This is a genomic window from Mycoplasmopsis cricetuli ATCC 35279, from assembly GCF_000526955.1.
Classification (GTDB): domain Bacteria; phylum Bacillota_I; class Bacilli_A; order Mycoplasmatales; family Metamycoplasmataceae; genus Mycoplasmopsis; species Mycoplasmopsis cricetuli.
Window position 1 is genome coordinate 15,795 of record NZ_JAHB01000002.1, and the last position, 21,475, is coordinate 37,269.

The following is a 21,475-nucleotide window of genomic DNA, read 5'->3' on the forward strand; positions in this document are numbered from 1 at the left end:
TTTTATTTTTTTTTACCTAAAATTGAGTTGATTTTTTCTTGAGTTGGTTCAAAAACTAAGTAAGTTCCTACCACACAGGCATCTGCTCCAGCTTTGAAAGCTTGTGGTCCTGTAATGTTATTAATTCCTCCATCAACTTGAATTAAATATTGATAACCATTTTTTGTTCGAAGATTTTTTAAATAAGTTAATTTTTCAATTGCAGTTGGTATAAATTTTTGCCCTCCATGACCTGGATTAACAGACATAACTAATACAAGTGATAAATATTGAAGAAAATGTTCAATTGATTTAACTGAAGTTTCAGGCCGAATTGCCAACCCAATTTTTAAATTATCTTGACTATCAATTAAAAAATTAAAAAATTTTTCTAAATCATTTTCAATTGCCTCATAGTGAAAAGTTACAATATCAACATAATCACTTATAATGGTTGTATATAAGTAAGGATCTTTAACCATTAGATGAGCATCTTTAAAATGTTTTTTACAGTTTTGATCAATGTTTTTAATTTCTGATGGTTCAATTGCTAAATTTGATACAAATTCACCATCCATAATATCATAATGAAATCAGCTAATTCCTTTTTTAATTAAATCATTAACTAATTGAGGTCTTTGTTCAGAGGATACATTAAGTAAACTTGGTGTTATGTATTTTTTCATAATTATCCTTTATTTAATTGAGATTGCAATTTTACATAATTTTCATATCGAAACTTAGGAATAGTTTTAGTGTTTATATTTTGTTTTACAGCACACATTTTAGTATCTTCATTTATGTGCAAACAAGAACGAAATTTACATGTTTGTGCTAATTTGTCAAAACTAGCAAAACTGCGAGCTAGTTGATATTTATTCATATCTAAATTAAGAGATGAAAATCCTGGAGTATCAATTAAGTATCCTTCATTAAATTTTGTAATATGAATTGCTCTAGTTGTGTGTTTTCCTCTACCCAATGCTTTTGAAATTTCTTGAGTTTGATAGTTATTATTGGTTAATTTATTAATAGTGGTAGTTTTACCAACTCCTGTTTGACCCATAAACACTGAATATTTGTTTTTAAAAATAGGTTTTACAATTTTAATGTAGTTAGAATTTTGATTGTCAATTAAATAAGTTTGATACCCCATTTGATTGTATTCTTTGTAAATTAAATTACATTGATCTAAATCAAATTTAGTAAAAAATAAAATAGGAGTAATTTTTTTGTTTTCAACTATTGATAAATATTTATCAAGTAAAAAAGAATTAAATTCTGGTTGTTTAAAACTCATAAGTAAAATTATTTGATCAATATTTGCAACTTTTGGACGAATAAAAAAGTTTTTTCTTTCCAAAATTTTAACTATCTGATTTTTTTTGACAATAACATTATCACCAACAACAGGGGTTTGATTTAGATATCGTAATTTTCCTGCCCCAGTAATTTTAAATTCTTCACCATTTTTATTAACAACAGTATAAATTCCACCAATAATACTAAAAATTTTTGCCTGCATTATTTTAATATACCTTCAAATATAAAATAAAAACAACTAAAAAAATTAAAATTACAATTAAAATGAAAACAAAAGTAATTCAAATTTTGTTTGAAGCAAAAAAATTACTTTTTGGTTTCATTTTTTGCAATGTTTTAATGTTAATTGGTAAATCTAATTTATGCTCAGGTTTTAAACATTCACGTAAATCTTTATTAAAATCTCAGACTGTTTGATATCTTTTTTGATAATCTTTATGAGTTGCTTTTGCAAGAATGTTATAAATAGATCATGGAACATCAATTGAGTCTCGAATATTTGGAAAATCTCTTTCTTTGTGCATTTTTATGGTTTCATATTCATCTTTTCCTTTAAATGGGTAATTTCCAGTTAGCATTTTATAAAATAAAATTCCAAGAGCATAAATATCAGTTTGTTTTGAAATTTTGTGATTAATTTCAGGTGCAGCATAATAAGGAGAACAAACAATAGCATTTGTTTTAGTTAATCTTTGTGATTCAGGAGCAATTGAAATTCCAAGATCGACAATTTTAATTTCTTGATTGTTTCTTAAAATAATATTTTGAGACTTAATATCACGATGAATAACATTTAGTGTATGCAATTCACCAATACCTTCATTAATTTGAAGCATATAATTAATTGCTCTACGTGATTCAAGCCTTCCTTTTTTATCAATTAAGTTGCTTAGTGTTTCTCCTTCAATGTATTCCATTACATAAAACATTTCCATTTTATCTTCATAAAACTCATAAAAAGTTGGTAAATATTTTGATTTTACTTTTTTAAGTAAATTAGTTTCAGAACGAAAACGCATAGCATTGGTTGAATTCATTGCCCCATTGTAATATTTTAAAGCATAAATATTAGCTGGATTATGAATACTTCTAACTAGATAAACTGAACCCATGCCACCTGACCCAATTAATGAAATAATTTGATAATTTTTATGAACATTTGAACTATTTAAAATGTATTTATTATTCATTTTCAGACTCCAAATCAATTACAATAGCACTCATGTTATCAGTTGATTCAGCAAAAATTGCTTGTTCAATTAATTTTTCAATAATTTTTTCAGGTTCAATATTTTTTATAACAATGCTATTAATTTCATCTGCATACAAAAAACCATGAATTCCATCACTTGTTAATAAAAATTTGTTAATTTTTTGATAAATATCAGATTCTATTTCTTCAAATTCAATAATTGTTTTAATATTTAATCCCACTGCTGAAGTTAAATATGATGCTAAGGGATTTTTTTTGGCAATTTCAATTGGTGTGCCTTCTTGAATTAGTTTATTTTCAACATTATGATCTTTAGTTGCTTGAATTAATTGTTTATTTTTCAATACCAAATAAATTCTAGAATCTCCACTATTAAACAAAAGAGCTTTTTTTTGATTTTCTAAAATAATAATTCCTGATAGAGTTGTTCCCATATTTGGCTTAATTTTATTTGACAGTGCAATTTTTTTTATTTGGTTTTTGCAATAACTTACTGTTTGATCAATTCAATTTTCAATTTGATTAAATTCTATAAAGTTAAATTCTTTTTGAAATTTAAGTCCAAATTCTGAGATAACTACATTAGCAGCAATATCTCCTCCATCATAACCACCAATGCCATCACATAAAAGTGCTAATGTAACTTTATGGTTGTTTTGAAATATACCAACTCTATCATCATTTTTAGAACGATAATTACCTTTTACTGAATTACTTGCAATTTTCATTAATACCTAGTTCTTTATGTAATATAGTTCGAATTTCTTCTGCCGCTCTTTCAGGAACATCATTAATGATTTTATATTTAAAAATATTTGATTCCTTAAGTTCTTCTTCTGCTTTTCTTAATCTTGCTTTAATAATGTCTCGAGTTTCAGTACCACGTTTTGTAATTCGATTTTTTAACTCATTAATTGAAGGGGGAGCTAAAAAAATAGTAATTAAGTTATAATTAGAATTTTGTTTTTTAACCTTATCAATAATTTGAATGGCACCTTTTGTTTCAATTTCTAGCATGGGTGTTTTACCTTTTGCATGTATTTTATTTAATTCAGAATATAGTGTTCCATAATAGTTACTAAAATGATAAGAAAATTCAATAAATTTTCGAGACTTTATTTTGTGTCTAAACTCATCTACTGTAATAAAATGATAGTGAATTCCATTTAATTCACCTTCTCTTGGCGATCTTGTAGTTGCAGAACAAGACAAAGACAAGTTTAACTCATCAAAATCAAATAATAGTCTTTCAACAGTGCCTTTTCCAACTCCGCTTGGACCAGTGAATATAATTATTGGTTTTTTTCCCTTTTCTATCATAATTAGTATTTATTATAACACTTTTGTTATTTTTTGTTTTGTGATTTTAGAGACCCTTAATGTTTTGTAACTTTTAAAGATTTAGTAGAATTTAGACATTAATTAAATAATGTAATGGAAATAAAATGTTTTTAAGATATAACAAACCCACAAATGTATTTGCTAGCAAAAAAGTTAGAGAAATTGGAAAAAAATTAAAAACTAAAAAAATTGGTCATAATGGAATTTTAGATCCTCTAGCTCAAGGATTGATGATCTTAGCAACTGAAGAAGACACAAAGTTGTTTGAATATTTTGATGATAATACAAAAACTTATGTAGCTGAGTGTGATTTTTTTTATTCAAGTGATTCTCTTGATATTTCTTCATCTAACATAAAAAAAGAACCTAAAGTTTTTTTTAACAAAAAAGAATTACATAGAGCAATTTCAATTGTCTCAAATCAAAGAGAACAAATACCTCCTAAAATTAGTGCAAAAAAAATTAATGGAAAAAAAGCTTATCATTTATTTTCTCAAAATCAAGAATTTGAATTAAAACCTCAAAGAATTTTAATCTATTATATTCATTTATTAGATTTTGATTGAGAAAACTATAAAATGAAAATAGAACTAAAAATTAGTTCAGGGGGATATGTTCGTTCAGTGCTTAGAGATATTGCAAAAATTTTAAAAACTTCTTGTGTTATGACTTCTTTAATTAGAACTAGAATTGGTTTAGTTAAATTAGAAAATTTAGAATTAGATAAGTATGAAGAAATTTCTTATAATCATTTAATTGATTTACCAGAAATAAGTTTGAAACTAGAACATATTAAAAAACTAAAAAATGGAGCATTTTTTGACTGTCAAAAATATGATGGTACTTACCTTGCTATTTGAGAAAACAAAATTGTTTCTGTTGGAGAAGTTAAAGATAATAAATATTACCCAAAAAAGGTATTTGTTGAAAGGTTATATAATGAAAAAAATACAAGAACAAATTAAAATAGCTGCATTTGATGTTGATGGTACACTTTTACCAAACACAAAATTAATTTTCGAAAAAGAAACAAAAGAAATGTTTGAAATACTTAAAAATAAAAATATTAAAACAGTTCTTGCAACAGCTAGAGATTTTGCAACTATTGGAGATTTTTTAGAACAATTACAACCAGATTATTTTATAGGAGCAAACGGTTCATTTATTTGAGATGTGAAATTAAAAAAATTTATATATAAAAAAACTTTAATTAAAGAACAGGTTATTGATGTTTATCATCATTTTCAAGATCAAATTAAAGGGTTTGCTATTTCAGATTTTGATAAGGTATTTTACTCTCCAAATCTTAATTTAAATACTTGATTTGTTAAGCCAAATGTACAAAATTATTATAGTTTTGATGAAGAACTTTTAAGTATTGATAATTTATATTTAATTACAATTAACAAAGAACAACCCCAAGAATTAATTAAACAAATTCAAGAATATATTAATAAAAAAAATTTTGAAATGGAAGTTAATTCAATTTGAACTAAAGGGCTATTTTTGTCGCCAAAAGAAATTAACAAAGCATCAACTTTAAAAGTTTTATGTAAAAAATTAAATTTGAAAATGGAAAATTTAATTGCTTTTGGAGATGGATCTAATGATTTTGAAATGATTGAACAAGCTGGTTATGGAGTGGCAATGGAACAAGCAAATCAAGAATTAAAAAATGTAGCACAAGATATTGCACTTGATTGTGAGCATCAAGGGGTTTATTTAAAATTAAAAGAGTTAAATTTAATTTAACATGAAAATTTATAATTTAAAAAATTTTAACCCTGAGGATGGAGATAATTTTATTTTAGGATCTTTTGAAGCATTTCATTTGGGTCATTTTCAATTATATAAACAAATTCAAAATCAGCCTGGAAGGAAAATAATTGTAACTTTTAATAATGAAAAATTAATGCCAAAATTTAACACTAAAATTTTTACTGATAATTTCTCTAAATATACAATTTTTGCTGATTTGAATTTTGATTGTACAGTAGAATTAAATTTTAATGAAATTTCATTGATGAATGGAATTGATTTCTTGCTTGAATTAACAAAAAATAAAAAAGTTTTTATTGTTGTAGGAAAGGATTTTAGATTTGGAAAAAATGCTAAATATCAGGCAAAAGATATTGCTAATATTTTACCTAATGCAAAAGTTAAATTGGTAGAATTGTACAAATTTAAAAATGTTAAAATTTCAACTAAAGATTTAAAAGATCAACTTGAATTTGGAGAAGTTGAGTTTTTAAATTTATTGCTTCCTTATAATTATTGTTTTTCTGGAATTTTAGATTTTGATGATGAAATTAAGGTTATTGAAAATTTAACAATTTTACATCCAGGTGTTTATGTTATTTTTTTAAGAACTGAAATAATAGTTTATTATGCAGTTTTAAAGGTTGCTTTTAATAAAAAAATAACTTTCAAATTAATTGATTCACAAATAAATTTAAAACTTAAACAAAGAATTTTAATTGAGGTGTTAACTAAAATTAGACTTATTACACAATCAATTAATGATGTTATTACTGAAGAGGATTTGAAGGTAGCAAAAAGTTATTTTTTAAATAATAAAAACTTGCTATAATTAAACAACAATTAAAAAAACATAAATTTTAAGCTTGGTATTAATGTTAAAAATTATTGCTATGTTTAAAACATAATTAAAGGAGACAATTATGGTTTCAAAAGAAAAAAAAGCTGAATTAATTGCAAAATATGGAAAAAATGCTAAAGATACAGGAAATAGTTTTGTTCAAATTGCTATTTTGACTGAGGATATTGAACTTTTAAAACCTCACTTTCAAAAAAATCCAAAAGATAATCATTCAAAAAGAGGTTTTTTAGCAAAAATTTCACAACGTAAAGTTTTACTTCAACACCTTAAAAAAACAAATCCAGCTGAATATTTAAGATGTCTTAAAGAACTTAATATTCGTAAATAATTATTTTAAAATTCAAATTTATTATAAGCACCCAATTTAATTGTGGTGCTTTTTTTCAAAATACATATAATAATTAAGTTAAAAATAAAAAAATGTTTAATTTATTTTTTGAATAATCAAAGATTTTTTTTATTGTAATTATAAATATGAAAGGAAAATAATCATATGAATGAAAATAAAAAAATAATTGATGAAACATTAAAAGAAATAGAAAAAAGATTCGGAAGTGAATCAATCATGATTTTAGGTGAAATTCCAAATGTTGAAGTTGAAGTTGTTTCAAGTGGTAGTTTTATTTTAGATAAATTGTTAGGAATTAATGGTTTTCCCAAAGGAAGAATTATTGAAATTTATGGACCAGAAAGTTGTGGAAAAACAACTATTTCACTTCATGCAATTGCAGAAGTGCAAAAAAAAGGCGGGATTGCTGCTTTTATTGATGCAGAACATTCAATTGATCCTGTTTATGCTCAAAATATTGGAGTAAATATCAATAATTTACTACTTTCTCAACCAGATTCAGGAGAGCAAGCACTAGAAATTGTTGATATTTTAGCTAAAAGTGGTCATGTTGACTTAATTGTAATTGATTCTGTTGCAGCATTAGTTCCAGAGGCAGAACTAAATGGTGATATGAGAGAGCAACAAATTGGATTGCAAGCTCGCCTTATGTCAAAAGCTTTAAGAAAACTAACTGCTAATTTAAGCAAAAATAAAACAACTGTTATTTTTATTAATCAAATCCGAGAAAAAGTTGGAGTTATTTTTGGTAATCCAGAAACTACAACTGGTGGAAGAGCACTTAAATTTTATTCATCAATTAGAATAGAAGTACGAAAAGGAGGTGTGATAACTGAAGGCAAAGATACAATTGGTAATGAAATTAAATTTAAAATTGTTAAAAATAAATTATCTGCTCCTTATAAATCAGGATTAAGTGAAATTATGTTTTCAAGAGGAATTGATAGACTAGGAGAAATTATTGATTTAAGTGTTGAAAATGGATCTTTAGTTAAAAAAGGTTCTTGATATTCTATTGATAATAAAAATCTTGCCCAGGGTAAAAAAGCTATGAAGGAATTTTTAATTAAAAATCCTGAATTAAATCAAAAATTAATTGAAAAATTAAGTTAATTAAAAAAGTTAATTTCTTATTTTTAAACAAAAAAGTGATTGTGCTAAAATTATTTTTATACTATGAAAATTATTACAAATAACAAAAAAGTTTTTAGAGATTACGAAATTTTAGAAAAATTTGAAGCTGGAATATCACTTCAAGGTTGAGAAGTTAAATCTTGTAGAGCAAATGCAGTTGATTTAAAAAATTCATTTTGTTCAATTTATAAAGATGAACTTTTTTTAAAAGAAGCCCATTTTAAAAAATATATGCTTTTAAAGGTTGATGAAACTCAAGATCGAAAACTTTTAATGCACAAACATGAAATTAAAAAAATAAAGTTTAATTTAGAATCTAAACAGTTAACTTTAGTTCCTCTTAAATTATATTTTGCAAAAAATGATAAAATTAAGGTTGAAGTTGCTTTAGCTAGAGGCTTAAAAAAATATGATAAGCGTCAAAAAATAATAAAGGAAGAAACTCAAAAAAAACTTCAAAAGCAATTGAAAAATTTTTTATAATGGGGGTGTAATGGTTTCGACATGTATGAGTATTTTTTAGTTGCAGTGGTGTTGTTTGCCTTAAAAACTCTAGGTTTTAATAAACGGAAAATCTGAAAAACAAAAAGTTTCACCTCTTATGGTGTCTCAAAATCAAACCCTTGCTTTTGCATTTTAATTAACAGTAAGGTCATCAACTAAAACTCCTTTATTAGTTGTATGGGTTAAAAGGATAATTAGTGAAGGTGATATTTCACTGGTGAAAATCAATCAAAGTTATTAATGATTTTTGTTTGTTTTAAACATTAATTAACTAATTAAAAATAAACTAAACTGTAGAAGCTAAATTTTATTTATATGTGGACACGGGTTCAACTCCCGTCATCTCCACCAAATACACTTTGTGTCCCATAAAATTGCAATAAAAATTGCAATTTTTTTTGTGTAATTTCAGTTGATATTAAACAAAAAATACCCCTTTTAAAAAATAATTTAAAAAAATTTTAATTAAAAAATAAATTGTTTTTTGTTAGAAATTTAATAATTTTTCATGCTTATTACTATTTTGAAAAAAAATTTCAAATATTTTTAATATTGTATAATATTAAATATCAATTTAAGTTTTAAAAAATATATTTTTTAAAGGAGATTATTATGATAAAAAATAAAAAATCACTTTTTGGAATACTTTTACTTTCAGCATCAGTATCTTTTTTAGCATCATGTTCAGCCCCTGGTTCTTCAAATCCAATTCAAAAACAAGATCCTTTAATTGAGCTTAAAGAAGAAGGAAGTAAATTTGATCCTAATGCAGAAAAACCAAATGTTTTAAAACATAATGAGAATCAATTTATTTCCACTAGTTCGAATTTGTCAATATTTTCTAGTTTGGCTAGCCCAAATTTATTGAAAAATAAATCACCATTTTTCATTGAAGCAAATGAAAAAATTAGATATGTTGCTTTTGGTGATTCAATTTCAGCCGGTCTTGATGGAACATTACCAAAAGATTATCCTGGAGAATTAAAAAACAATAACACCATTGATGGAATTTCATACCCTGCTTTTTTAGCTAGAATGTTAAATGAAAATAATCGCGTGGAATTTTTTAAAAATTATGCTATTTCAGGATCAACTGCTCTAGATTGACTTAACTTTTTAGAGAATGATTTTGATGGTCAAATTAAACCAACTAAATTACCAAAAATTTATGGAAAAAATTCTAGCAAGGTTCTTGCCGAATTTAAAAATAATTTAAAAAATGCAAATTTAGTAACCTTCAATATTGGCGCTAATGATTTTTTTCAATTAGTTATTGAAAATATTAAACAATTTGATCTAATTGATATTTATAATTCATTAACTAAAGATGAACCTGAATATGGAAAAATTTTAAAATTTGTTAATGAAGTACTAGGAAAATCTCTTAGTGAAATAAATAAAAGAATTAATACTTTAGTTGCAAATATTAAAGTTTTAGCACCAAATGCAAATATTAATTTAATAGGATATCCTGTTCCATTTTTAACTATTAAAGAGTTTATTGATGCTGCATTTAAAAAAATACTTGCAGATTTATCAGTTGAAATTAAACCTTTAGATTATTTAGTTGATTTTCTTAATAAGGGACTTCAAAGTGTTGCTAAAATTACTGGAATTAATTACATTAATTTATTCAACAATGATTACTGAAATAAGAATATAACTAAATTTTCAACATTACTTTTTGATATTCATCCAAATACTCTTGGATATAAAAAAATGGCAATGGATTTATATTTGAAGTTAACTAATGAAAAATTTAATTTTGAAGATGCAGATAAGTTTGATTTTAATGAAAAATATATCTCCAGTGATGCTGATACACTAACATATCAAATTGAACCTGTAAATACTTCAACTATTGTTTTAGGTCAAAATACTGATGAATATATTAATAATAAGTCTAGCATTGAAATAAACTTAGATAAGTTAAGAGATCTAAACAATTTTGGTACAAGATTATTTGAGCTAACAAACTTTTTTGATGAAATTTTTCAATCTGGAATTTCAGTTTTATTACAACAAGAATTTTATAAAGAACTTGATCCAGATAGTGTTTTAAAGAAAATGTTATTTAGTTCAAAATCAAAGGAAAATTTTGATGATTTTAATGCTAAATTTGAAAATTCTCAGATTGTTCAAGATTCATTGCTTCATTTGCAAATTAAAGTTAAAAAATTAATTGAAAATAATCAGTTTCAATTAAGCAATTTACCTTCAATTATTTCAGAAACATTTTTAACTGAAAAAAATATTTCGAAATTTATTGGTGTTATTGCAAAATCTAAATTCCTTAAAAATAATAAAGATGAGTTAAAACAATTTTTATCTTCACTTTTAAGAAGAGGTTTGGTAAAGTATAAGAATTATTTTGTTAATTTATTAACAAACGAAATAGTTAAATTTGCTAATTTATCTTCAAATAAAAAATCAATAAGTGATATTTTAAATAAATTATTTGAAATGGAAGATTTTAAAAACATTTTAGATTTACTTGCTAATATTTTTGTAGATCATTCAGAAAATTTCGAAAATGTTGAAAACTATTCAGATATTATTGTTGCATTCATGAAGAATGCTTCAGATTTCAATAAAGTATCAAATAGCATTTCAAATATTATTGCTAATTTATTGGAAAATCCTGAAATTAAAAATATTGTTTCAAATATTCTTTATGAAATTTTAAAAGAAAATAAATTAGATACTAACATTACTTTTGAATCAACCAATAATTTCACTAATGATGTTATAGATTTAACTAAGAAGTCATTAATTGAAAAAGGTATTTTAAGACATTTTATTACTGGAATTTTTAATAATTTATCTATTAATTCAAATGAAAATATTAAGGATTCATTTTTTAAATCATTTCAAAATTCTTTTTATGATTTTTTAAATTTTGACAATAGTAATGAAAAATTAATTGATATTGCTAAATTAATTTTCGATTCAAATGTTTTGCAAAAAAATAAAAATTTTATTTTACAATTAATTAAAAATATTTTAAATTCAGACAATATCAAAATTTCAAATTTAATTGTTAATACTTTAAATAGTACAACTACAAATCAAATTAATTTAACTATTGGTATTAATAATTTTGAAAAACTTCTTGATTTTGTTTTAAAACTTGATAAAACAAAAGAAACAATTATTGAAGTAATTGAAAATATTGTTAATAATTCTAAAGATTATTCTAGTTTCAATACTTGAGAAGATTTAATTAAAAAAGTTCTAAATTCAATCGATTTAGATTCAATTAAAACAAAAGTTCAAGATATTTTAAATTCAATTGTAAATTCAACCGAAATTCAACCAATTTTAGTTGATGCTCTTAGCGAACTATTTAAAAATGTTACTTTAGATCCACTTGATAGTAAAAATGCAATGTTTATTAATGATTTTGCATCTAGTTTTAAAGATTTAGTCAATTACATAGGAATTAATGATCAATTAATAGATGCTGTTTTTAGTAAATTAAAAGAAGCTCAACAAAGTGAAAACTCTTTTGAAAAATTAAAAGAAGTACCAATCATTTTAATTGATACAATCATTAAAAAAGCAACCAATGATCCATTTAATTTTATTAAAGGTATTTTTGATCTTCAATTTTTAAAAAATAGTGAAAATAAAGAAGTTTTTGCAAAGTTAATTCATAGACTTTATAGACATTTAATTAAACAGGATTTGGCAGATGATTTAATTTCAAAATTAATCAAACAATTTTTAGCACCAGAATTAATTGAAAATTATTTGGATTTAACTGAAATTAAAAATAATATTAAAGTTTTCTTAAATTTAGATTCAACTAGCAATTTAATTGAACATGTTTTAATTTTTGCTATCACTAAAACAAAATGAGATTCATCTATAAATAATTTTGATCAACTTGGAATTTATCTTGTTAATGATCCAGAATTTAAAACTACCTTTAAACCATTAATTGACAATTTAATTATTGAAATTTTAAATAATATCAATTTAGAAAAAACTACACTTAAATCAATTAATTATATTTTACAAAAATATGAAATTACACTTGATAATGATAAACTTAAAGCCATTATTCCATCAATTCAAATTTCATTGAAAGAATTGTGAAAAAATCCAATTATTAAAGAAAATATTTTAAAATCATTATTTGGAACTCTAGAAAATATAAATACTTTTAGTGATTTTATAAAAACTTTTGAAAAACAATTAGTTGATAATTTAAACATCAAAGAGAGTTCAGAAGTTGTAAATTTACTTTTAAAAACAAATTTATTTACAAATGATAGAGAAAATTTAAAAGAAATCCTTTTAAGTTTAATTAATCAAATTCAACAAAGCAAACAAAAGGACCTTTTAATTGATGATTTAAAACTTATTAATTTACTTAAACCTTTAAAAATTGAAGACCAAGAAGCAAAAGAATTTATTAAGGAAATTATTAGTAATGATGATTTTATTAATATAATTAAAACAATTTTAGTTAGTTTAATTGATCAGACTGATGAATTATCAAATTCAACTAGTTATGCGGATCTGTTAAATAAAGCAATTATTGAAAAAGATTACATTCAACAATTAAAACCAAATTTTATTGGTTTAATTAAGTCAATTATGAATAACAAAGTTGTTATTCAAGTTTCTAGTACTTCATTACACAAATATTTAGTTAAAGCTAAATTGGATAAAAATTTAACTGAAGATCAAACAAATAAAGTTGTTTCACAATTGTTTACTTTATTTAGTTCAAATGAATTAATCAATCAATTTATAGAAAATTTTAGTAATAGTTTTTTAGATAATATTTATGTTAAAGGACTAGATAATTTATTTGATTCAATATTTAAAGCATTTCAAAATTCTATTGAATTAACCTTTGATTTTTCACACTTAGGTGATCAAAAAATAATTGAATTAATTAATGAATTTACCAATTCAAATTTAATAAATGATAATAAAGATTACTTTAAAAATTTATTTAGCAATATTGTTGATAAATTAGAAACATTAAATATTGGAAAATTATTGTATAAATTTTTATCAGGAGAAACTAAAGAAATTATTGATTTATCATTTGATACTAATCAATTTGAAAATTTTGTTAATTTAATAGTTAAATTAGATAATACCAAAACTATTTTAAAATCAATTTTTTATGATGTTGTTGATAATGTTGATCAACTAAAAAATGCAAAATCATTTAATGATCTTTTAGGAAAATTAATTAATGCAATTAATTTTGATCAAATTAAAAATCCAACAAAAGAATTGATCAATTCACTTTTAGAACTTGATGAATTTAAAATATTAATTAAAAATATTTTTATTAATTTATATAAAAAACTTGAATTAGATCCAACACTTAATCATAACCAAAAATTTATCGAAGATATTTCAAATAACATAAAGGAAACTATTGACACTTTAGATTTGTTTGGCCCTATTGTTGATGCTTTGTTTGTTAAGTTAAATGAAGCTTCAACTAGTGTTGATCCTTTCTCTGTTTTGCAAACAATTCCTGACCAATTATTTAAAACATTAACTGATAAAATCAAAAATAATCCAAAGGATTTTTTAGAGAAGATTTTTAATTTATCTTGAATTAAAGATAATAAACAAGCATTAAAAGATTTGATAAAAGTTGTTTATAATGTATTACAAAAATCTGGAATTTTGGCAAATATTATTAATTCTAATATTTCAACAATTTTATTAGAAGAGCCAACATCAAATTATGTTGATGCCAATGAAATTACTGATTTATTAATTGAATTAACTGATAATGAAAATTTTAAAGCAATTTTATTTGATACTTTTGACTTACTAATTGATAATCAAGATTGAATTAATCATTTAAATAGTGCTAAGGATTTTGTTAATTCAATTTTAAATCTTGATAATTTTAATTCATATATTGAAAAATTAAAAGAACCATTAAAAGAAATTTTTTATAAATTATTTGAAAATGACAAATTGTACAATACAGCAGGGAAAGCTCTTTATAAATTTACACAAGATCAAGGATTTACATTTGAAGAACAAGATATAAAAACAGTCGGATCACATTTAATTAATTCACTTGTACCTTATTTAGAAAATTTAAATTTAACAGATAAAATTATTGACAATGTAATTTCTTTAATTATTAGCGAAAAAGATTTAGATAAATTTATTAAAAAACTTCCTGAAGTTCTTACAAATTCATTTGATTTTAATGATTTTAATATTTTAAAATATCTTTTAACTAGTGAATTATTTAATCAAGATAGTGAGATTTTTGAGAAAATTTTAACTAGTTTTGTTGAACAATTAGCTAAAAAAGATCTACTTGATAAATTAATTGATCAATTTAATTTAAGTGAAATTTTGAAAATTTATAATTTAGAAACAACAGATATAGATAATTTAAATGCTTTATTTAAAAATACATTAAAAACAGATAATGCTATAAATTTAATAAAAAAAATAACTTCATTTATTATTCAAAATGCCACTAATTTATCACAAGCTAATTCATATGAAGAATTTGCATATAAAATTTTAAAAAATAGCAATTTTATTAGTTCAATTAAAAATGAAATCACTACTTTATTAAAATCATTTTTAGCAAATGAAACTATTCAAAAATTACTTGGTCATATTACAAATAAAGCAATTAAAGATAGTGATTTTTCTTGAATTTTAGAAAATGTAAATCAATCTGAGCAATTATTTACTAAATTTTTCAAGTTAACTAATGAACTAAATGATAATTTTAATCTTATTAATAAAGTATTTGAAGGTATATTAGATTTTGCTAATGATGATTTAGCTGTGAGGTTATCAGATTTAACTCCAAAAATTTTAGATAGAATTTCCTCTTTATTTAAAGGCGAAAATGCTGAAAATAATATTATTAAATTAATTAAATTAATTAACACTCATTTAATTAAAGATAATAGTGATAAACTTAATAAAATCATTGAAAATATTTACAATAAACTATCAACTGATAGCAGTGTTATTGATAAAATTTGAAACTTTATTCCTAAAAATATTCAAGATAAAATTAATGAATATATTTCAATTGATGATCAAAAATATTTAATTTATGAAATTTTAAAAAATCAAGATTTAAAAGAATTTATTCTTGATGGAATAAATAATTTTATGAACAGCACACATGAATTTGAAAAGATTAATAATTACAATGATTTAATTAAAGCAATTGTCAAACAATTTGATTTTTCAACCAAAGGAAAAAAAGCAATTAAATCATTGATTGATTTAATTAATTCAGATGATAGAATTAAAATCATCATTAAAGCACTTATTGAAAAAATTGTTCAGTTGGAATATCCTGAACTTTCAAATGAAGGTAGAGAACAATTTATTTCAGATGTAGTTGATAATATTATTCAATTAGTTAAAGATTTAGGTGTTTACGATTCAATTATTGATAATTTTACTTTATCACTTTCAAAAATTGGCACTTCAGATAATCCTTTAAATGAATTTGAAAAAATTTTAGATCCAATTTTAGAATCAATCAAGACTAAATTTAAAGAAAATAATATTGAATTTATTGACAAAATAATTACATCAAAAATATGAGTTAATAATAAAAATTTTATTAAAATCATAACTAAATTCGCTTTAAGAAAATTAATTGAAAATGGCTCAGGATATAAATTAATAGAAAGTGCTATTGATAATTTAAATACAAATGTGCTTGAGTATTTTGATAAACAAGGATTAAAAGATGTAACTAAATCACTTTTAACTATTGATAACTTAGAACCAATTACAAATACATTAATTGATTATCTTGTTGAAAATGCTTCTCAATTAAAAGATAAAATTAATGACAAAGAAGCATTACTATATCACATTCTTAAAAATTCAGATATTTTAACTATTAATAAAAATGAATTAAACAATTTATTTATTAAAATAATAAATCACAATTCAACTTTTAAGTTAATTCAAAAAGGGTTAGATAAATGATTGAAAGATCAAGGATACACAACTGATGTTAGTGATAATTTAGCATTAGGATTGCAAAATTTAATTATTAATTTTAATGATAAAGATCCATCTCAAAGTGTTTTTTCATTGTTAATTGATACTTTAGCTGTAGAAATTAAAAAATATGATAATTTCACTGATTTATTTAAATCTTTAACAAAAGATTTTATTAATAAATTAAATTTAAGTGATTTTAAATCAATTAAGGCTATACTTAATTCAGAACTTTGAAGTACATCAAATAAAAATGAATTAAAATCAATTATTAAGTTTTTATTTGATAAATATTATATTGATGAAAATGTTGAAAAAATTGTTAAGTTAATTCCATTAGAAAAAATTGCAAATTCAATTAAAACAACAGAAGAAAATGTTAATACACTAATTTTAAAAGTTTTAAAATCTGATGAAATAAAAAAACTATCTAAGAATATAATTGAGTTTTTAATTGATAATATTGATGAATTTAAAGCAGCAAATTCATATGATGATTTAATAAAAATTATTGTTTCAAACTCTAATTTTATTTCTTCAATTAAACCTGATGCTATTGCAATTTTAAATCTTATTTTAAAAGATTCAATAACTAGACAAACATTATCAAATATTATTACTAATTTTTTAAATGAACCTGATTTAGAGAAAATTTTTACTGGTGTTACTGATAAAAATAGTTTAGTTGATGGAATTTTAAGTGTTTATGATATTTTTGATTCAGAGCTTGGCATCAACAATATTGTTTTTAGTGCTTTTGTTAATTATCTAAAAGAAAATGGTGTTAATTTTAATGGTATTTCTTCACTTGTAAGTTCGATTTTTAGTGCAATTAAAGATGAACTATCAAATGATACAGAAACAAAAATTGCAACACTTGTGAGAAATCTTTCAACTTCTAATTTGTTTACTAAAAATAAAGATGATATTTTAACAATTATCAATAATGTAATTAGTAACATTCCATCTGATGAATTTGCTAATTTAGTCATTAATTTAATTGGCACTGAAAATACCAATCAATTAGAAAAATATATTCCAATTGATTCATTTACAAATTTGATTAAGTTTGTTCATTCAAATCAAAACTTTAAGGAAATTTTAAGTAAATCATTTAAAACTATTGTTGAAAATATTACTAAATTTAATGCAGTAACATCCTACAAGGATATTGCTCAAAAAGTTCTTGAAGTAATTGATTTAGATACTTTAAAGACAAATATTCAAGAATTGATAAAACAATTACTTAACACTCAAGAAGTTAAGGATATCTTATTAAGTTTTATTAAAACAACTTTAAAAAATTATGAAGTAGATGTAGAAGATACTGAAATTAATTTATTTATTACCACTTTTGCAAACAATATCAATGATTTTATCAATACCATAGATATATTAAATCCAGCAATTGATCTTATTTTTGATGTTCTTAAAAAAGAAGAATTTAAACAAAATCCAATTGAAAATTTAAAACAAATTGGAGAAAAATTAAAAGAACTACTAAAAGATAAAATTACAAATAATCCAAAAGAATTTGCTGATAAAATACTTGCTTTGGATTTTGTTAATACAAACAAAAATGGATTAATTAAAACTTTAGTTCAATTAGTTAATGGATTAAATAAACAAGGAGTTATAGCAAATTTTATCAATCATGAAATTGATAAAATAGACTTACAAAATAATCTTTTTAAATATATTGCAAAACAGGATTTGACTCAATTAATCACAAATGTTTTTAAATATCAAGAAATTAATAATATTTTTTCTCAATTAATTCCAAATTTAATCAATAACACAAATTGATTAATTGATGTTAATGATGTTAAAAAATTAATTTGATCTGTTTTAAAAACTGAAAATAATTTAGATGTTTTAAAAACAAATTTCTCTTCATTGATTGAAAAGTTAATCAATGAGGAGGCAATTGTTAATTCAATAACTAAAATTTTTAATGAAAAATTATTAGAATACAATGTTATTTTAAATAATGTTGATAAAAAAATGTTTATGAGTACAACTTTAAAGAATTTAATACCGCTGCTTAAAAAAGCAAATATTTATGAATCTATTTACAACAAAATTTTTGAAGTTTTAAAAACTAGTGATTCAATTGATGAGTTTATTAGTTTAGTTCCAAATAAAATTCTTGAAATTATTAAAAACAATCATTTTGAATTAATTAAATCATTACTTGAGTCTGATTATTTAACAAAAGAAAAACAAAACTATAAAGAATTTGTTAAAGCACTTGTTTTTACTTTTGGAAATCGTTCTGATAAAGTTGAAAAAATAATTACAGATTTAAAATTAGAATCCAAATTAACTCAGTTAGGTGTTAGTGCAAATGAAACAGCACAAGCTATCTCAACATTATTTGGAATTAATTCATTTGCAACAACAGTAAATCAATCTATTGAAGGTATTTTAGATAATGCCAAAACAATTGCAAATAATTCAGCAGATTACAATGATTTTGTAAAAAATATTTTTAGCAATAGCACTTTTACAAATCAATTAAAAACTAACATAATCACAACTGCATCTGATGTATTAAAAAATAATACTCTGAAAACTTTTGCAGCCAAAATTGCAACTAATGCTATTCAAAAGAGTTCATGAAAATCTATTTTAGAAAATATTGATAATCCAACTCAACTTTTTGAACAACTTTTAGTTATAATTGATAAATTTGAACAAGAATTTAATTTTAAAGAAGCGCTTCTTGATCAAATAATTGATATTTTGAGCAAAGAAGGCTATAAAGGTAACTTTAATTTACTATTTGATACAATTACAAAACAATTTAGCAGCATTTTTAATGAAACTAATTTAGAAACTAATATTTTAAAAATCTTTAAAATTTTAGGAAATTCAGAATTGATTAATAATAATAAAAAAGATTTAAAACAATTTATTTTAAATGTTTTAAAAACTGTTAAAACTAAAATAAATTTAGGCGAAGTGATTTGAAACAAAATCAGTCCAGATTCACAAGCTTGAATTGAAAATAATTTATTTAGTAAAAGTGTTTTAATTGATGTTGCAAATAAAGCAATTAATTCTGAACATACCATTAATATCACTAAAAATTTTATAGATTATATAATTGATAATCCAAATATCTTACAAAATTCAACTGAAGTTTTAGGATTGTTTAGAGCATATTTTAATGTTGAAGCTAATGCTCAAACTTTTAAAAATGAATTAAAAGAATTATTAAAAGAAATTTTCTCATCAACTGAATCACAAACTGCAATCAAAAAAGCATTAACTAAATTCTTTGAATATCTTGGAATTTCAAATGATTCAAATATTAATAAACTAATTGAATTACTTTCAAGTGACTTATTTAACTTTACTGATCGAATTGGTGTTTTAGATCAAGTGCTTGATGTAATTGTTGATTTATTTAAAGATCCAAATGTTAATATTTGAAATATTGCTCAAAAAATAATGCCAATGCTTTTTGAAAAAATATCACCTACTGAATATCTGTTTGCAAAAAAAATTATTTCTGATGAATTAATTGCAAATAACAAACAAGTGTTTAAAGATAGTATCTCTTCTATTTTGAATGCATTTACAAACAACAAAGAAAAACTTAAAATCATTTTACAAAAACTGGGCATTGGAAAAACAATTGTTGAATATGATGGTGCAACTATTGAAGAAATGATTGTTGATATTGTTAGTGCAAGTGAAATTAAAGATATTATAAAAATTGTTGTTAACAATTTCATTGATAATGGTAATGAGTACAAAAAACTTAATAGTTGATCAGCTGCAATTAATTATCTTTTTAAAAATACAAATGAACATGAAATTAAGTCAAAATTATCAATTTGATTTAAAGATGCTGCTATGAATAAACCTTCATTAGGAAAAGGAGTTGGGGCTATTTTACATCAAACCTTAATAAATAGTGGTTTTGAATTAAATACTAAATCAGATTTAGAATTGATGTATAGAGTAGCTCAAGGCGCTTTAAAAGGTATTGTACTTTCCAAAAATAATGAATTTGACACTATTTTAAATAACTTATTTAAAAATATCAAGGAAATTGACTTTACTAGAGTAACTCATCCGGAAAAAGCGCTTAATAAAGCAATTTTTGCAGCAGCTTTATCTCCTTTATTAAGTGATGATCGAGTAAATATTTTAACTTCTAAAATTTTTCAAAGCAAAGGATTTTTTAGCTCAATTTCAGCTCAAATTGGTTCAGATAATTATGTAAAATTTATTAATCAATTATTTGAAAGTTCATCTTTAAATAAGGTTACTGGAATTTATAAATTGCTAGATGAAATGTTATCATTAAATTTAACCGGAAAACAAGTTAGTCCTAATGGTGGACAAAATCCAGCAGATTATTATTGAAATCAAAAACTTAATCCAACTGTTAAATTTGATTCAAGTATATTTGGTTTAAAAGATGAAATTACAGAATTAATCAAAAGTATAATTTCACCTATTTATTCACAAATGTTTAAACAAGCAGTAAAAGGAAATTGAAACACAACACACTTTAAATCAAATCCTGCTTATAAGGCCTTATATCGTTTAAACACTCTTATTCTATGAATTTTATATGATTTAAGTGGAGTTAAAGATTTCCCAATTAATGTTTATTGAAATGCTACATATGATTCAGTTCAAGCTTATGTGCAAAGAGGATTAAATGAATCATGAAAACAGTATTTTAATTCTAAAATTTTTAAACCTTTTTTAGTTAATAAATATTCTAGAAACATGACAGTTATAGGTACATATTCTAGTTGAAAGGGCTATTCAAGTTTGGATACCTTTGTAACAGGTAATCAAAGTTCAAATACTTATAATTATAATTATTATGATGATCAAGTTTTAGCTTATATTTATTATAGAACAAGTGCTCCTAAAGATAGACATTCAGCAAAAACTAAAACAAGAGTTCTTTTAGAAAGTCTTCAAAAAGGATATTTAGGGGCTTCAGATAGAATTAAATAAAAAAATAAAAAAACTTCAAATGTTAATTAGT

At 22.6% G+C, this 21,475-nt stretch carries 12 protein-coding genes and 1 other RNA gene; 8 read left to right on the top strand and 5 right to left on the bottom strand.

Annotation, left to right across the window (positions count from 1 at the left end):
• Positions 1-2: 2 nt before the first annotated feature.
• From U744_RS0101010 to gmk, 5 genes are read right to left on the bottom strand one after another with little or no spacing between them, the layout of a single operon-like run.
• Positions 3-665, bottom strand: coding sequence for a ribulose-phosphate 3-epimerase (locus tag U744_RS0101010; RefSeq protein WP_025755258.1), 663 nt, complete (start codon positions 663-665; stop codon positions 3-5).
• 2 nt (positions 666-667) lie between these two features.
• Complete coding sequence (gene rsgA, locus U744_RS0101015) at positions 668-1,504, bottom strand: ribosome small subunit-dependent GTPase A (protein WP_025755259.1); 837 nt, start codon at positions 1,502-1,504, stop codon at positions 668-670.
• 4 nt (positions 1,505-1,508) lie between these two features.
• Complete coding sequence (locus U744_RS0101020; protein WP_025755260.1) at positions 1,509-2,492, bottom strand: serine/threonine-protein kinase; 984 nt, start codon at positions 2,490-2,492, stop codon at positions 1,509-1,511.
• On the bottom strand, positions 2,485-3,243 hold the full coding sequence (locus tag U744_RS0101025) for a PP2C family protein-serine/threonine phosphatase (RefSeq protein ID WP_051449487.1): 759 nt from the start codon (positions 3,241-3,243) through the stop codon (positions 2,485-2,487). Before U744_RS0101025 ends, U744_RS0101020 begins: the two co-directional genes overlap by 8 nt.
• Complete coding sequence (gene gmk / locus U744_RS0101030) at positions 3,227-3,835, bottom strand: guanylate kinase (protein ID WP_036431654.1); 609 nt, start codon at positions 3,833-3,835, stop codon at positions 3,227-3,229. The genes U744_RS0101025 and gmk overlap by 17 nt, the downstream gene beginning before the upstream one ends.
• A 125-nt stretch (positions 3,836-3,960) precedes the next feature.
• On the opposite strand from gmk, the gene U744_RS0101035 reads away from it, so the two are divergent.
• From U744_RS0101035 to U744_RS0101070, 8 genes are all read left to right on the top strand, one after another.
• Positions 3,961-4,821: a hypothetical protein gene (locus U744_RS0101035; protein WP_025755263.1), complete on the top strand. Its 861-nt coding sequence runs from the start codon at positions 3,961-3,963 to the stop codon at positions 4,819-4,821.
• Positions 4,796-5,608, top strand: a complete 813-nt coding sequence (locus tag U744_RS0101040; protein WP_025755264.1) for a YcsE-related riboflavin metabolism phosphatase — start codon at positions 4,796-4,798, stop codon at positions 5,606-5,608. Before U744_RS0101035 ends, U744_RS0101040 begins: the two co-directional genes overlap by 26 nt.
• Position 5,609: 1 nt before the next feature.
• Positions 5,610-6,446 (top strand): FAD synthase, encoded by an 837-nt coding sequence (locus U744_RS0101045; RefSeq protein WP_025755265.1) that lies wholly within the window; start codon positions 5,610-5,612, stop codon positions 6,444-6,446.
• A gap of 91 nt (positions 6,447-6,537) precedes the next feature.
• The gene (gene rpsO / locus U744_RS0101050) at positions 6,538-6,804 is read left to right on the top strand and encodes a 30S ribosomal protein S15 (protein ID WP_025755266.1); all 267 of its coding nucleotides are present in this window, start codon (positions 6,538-6,540) and stop codon (positions 6,802-6,804) included.
• Between the two features lie 165 nt (positions 6,805-6,969).
• Positions 6,970-7,938: a recombinase RecA gene (recA, locus tag U744_RS0101060; RefSeq protein WP_036431658.1), complete on the top strand. Its 969-nt coding sequence runs from the start codon at positions 6,970-6,972 to the stop codon at positions 7,936-7,938.
• Positions 7,939-8,001: 63 nt separating this feature from the next.
• Positions 8,002-8,442 carry an SsrA-binding protein gene (gene smpB, locus U744_RS0101065; RefSeq protein WP_025755268.1) on the top strand — a complete coding sequence of 147 codons (441 nt, stop codon included), beginning with the start codon at positions 8,002-8,004 and terminating at the stop codon, positions 8,440-8,442.
• A gap of 1 nt (position 8,443) precedes the next feature.
• Positions 8,444-8,814, top strand: a transfer-messenger RNA (tmRNA) gene (ssrA, locus tag U744_RS04575).
• Between the two features lie 261 nt (positions 8,815-9,075).
• On the top strand, positions 9,076-21,444 hold the full coding sequence (locus tag U744_RS0101070; RefSeq protein WP_025755269.1) for an SGNH/GDSL hydrolase family protein: 12,369 nt from the start codon (positions 9,076-9,078) through the stop codon (positions 21,442-21,444).
• Positions 21,445-21,475 lie beyond the last annotated feature (31 nt).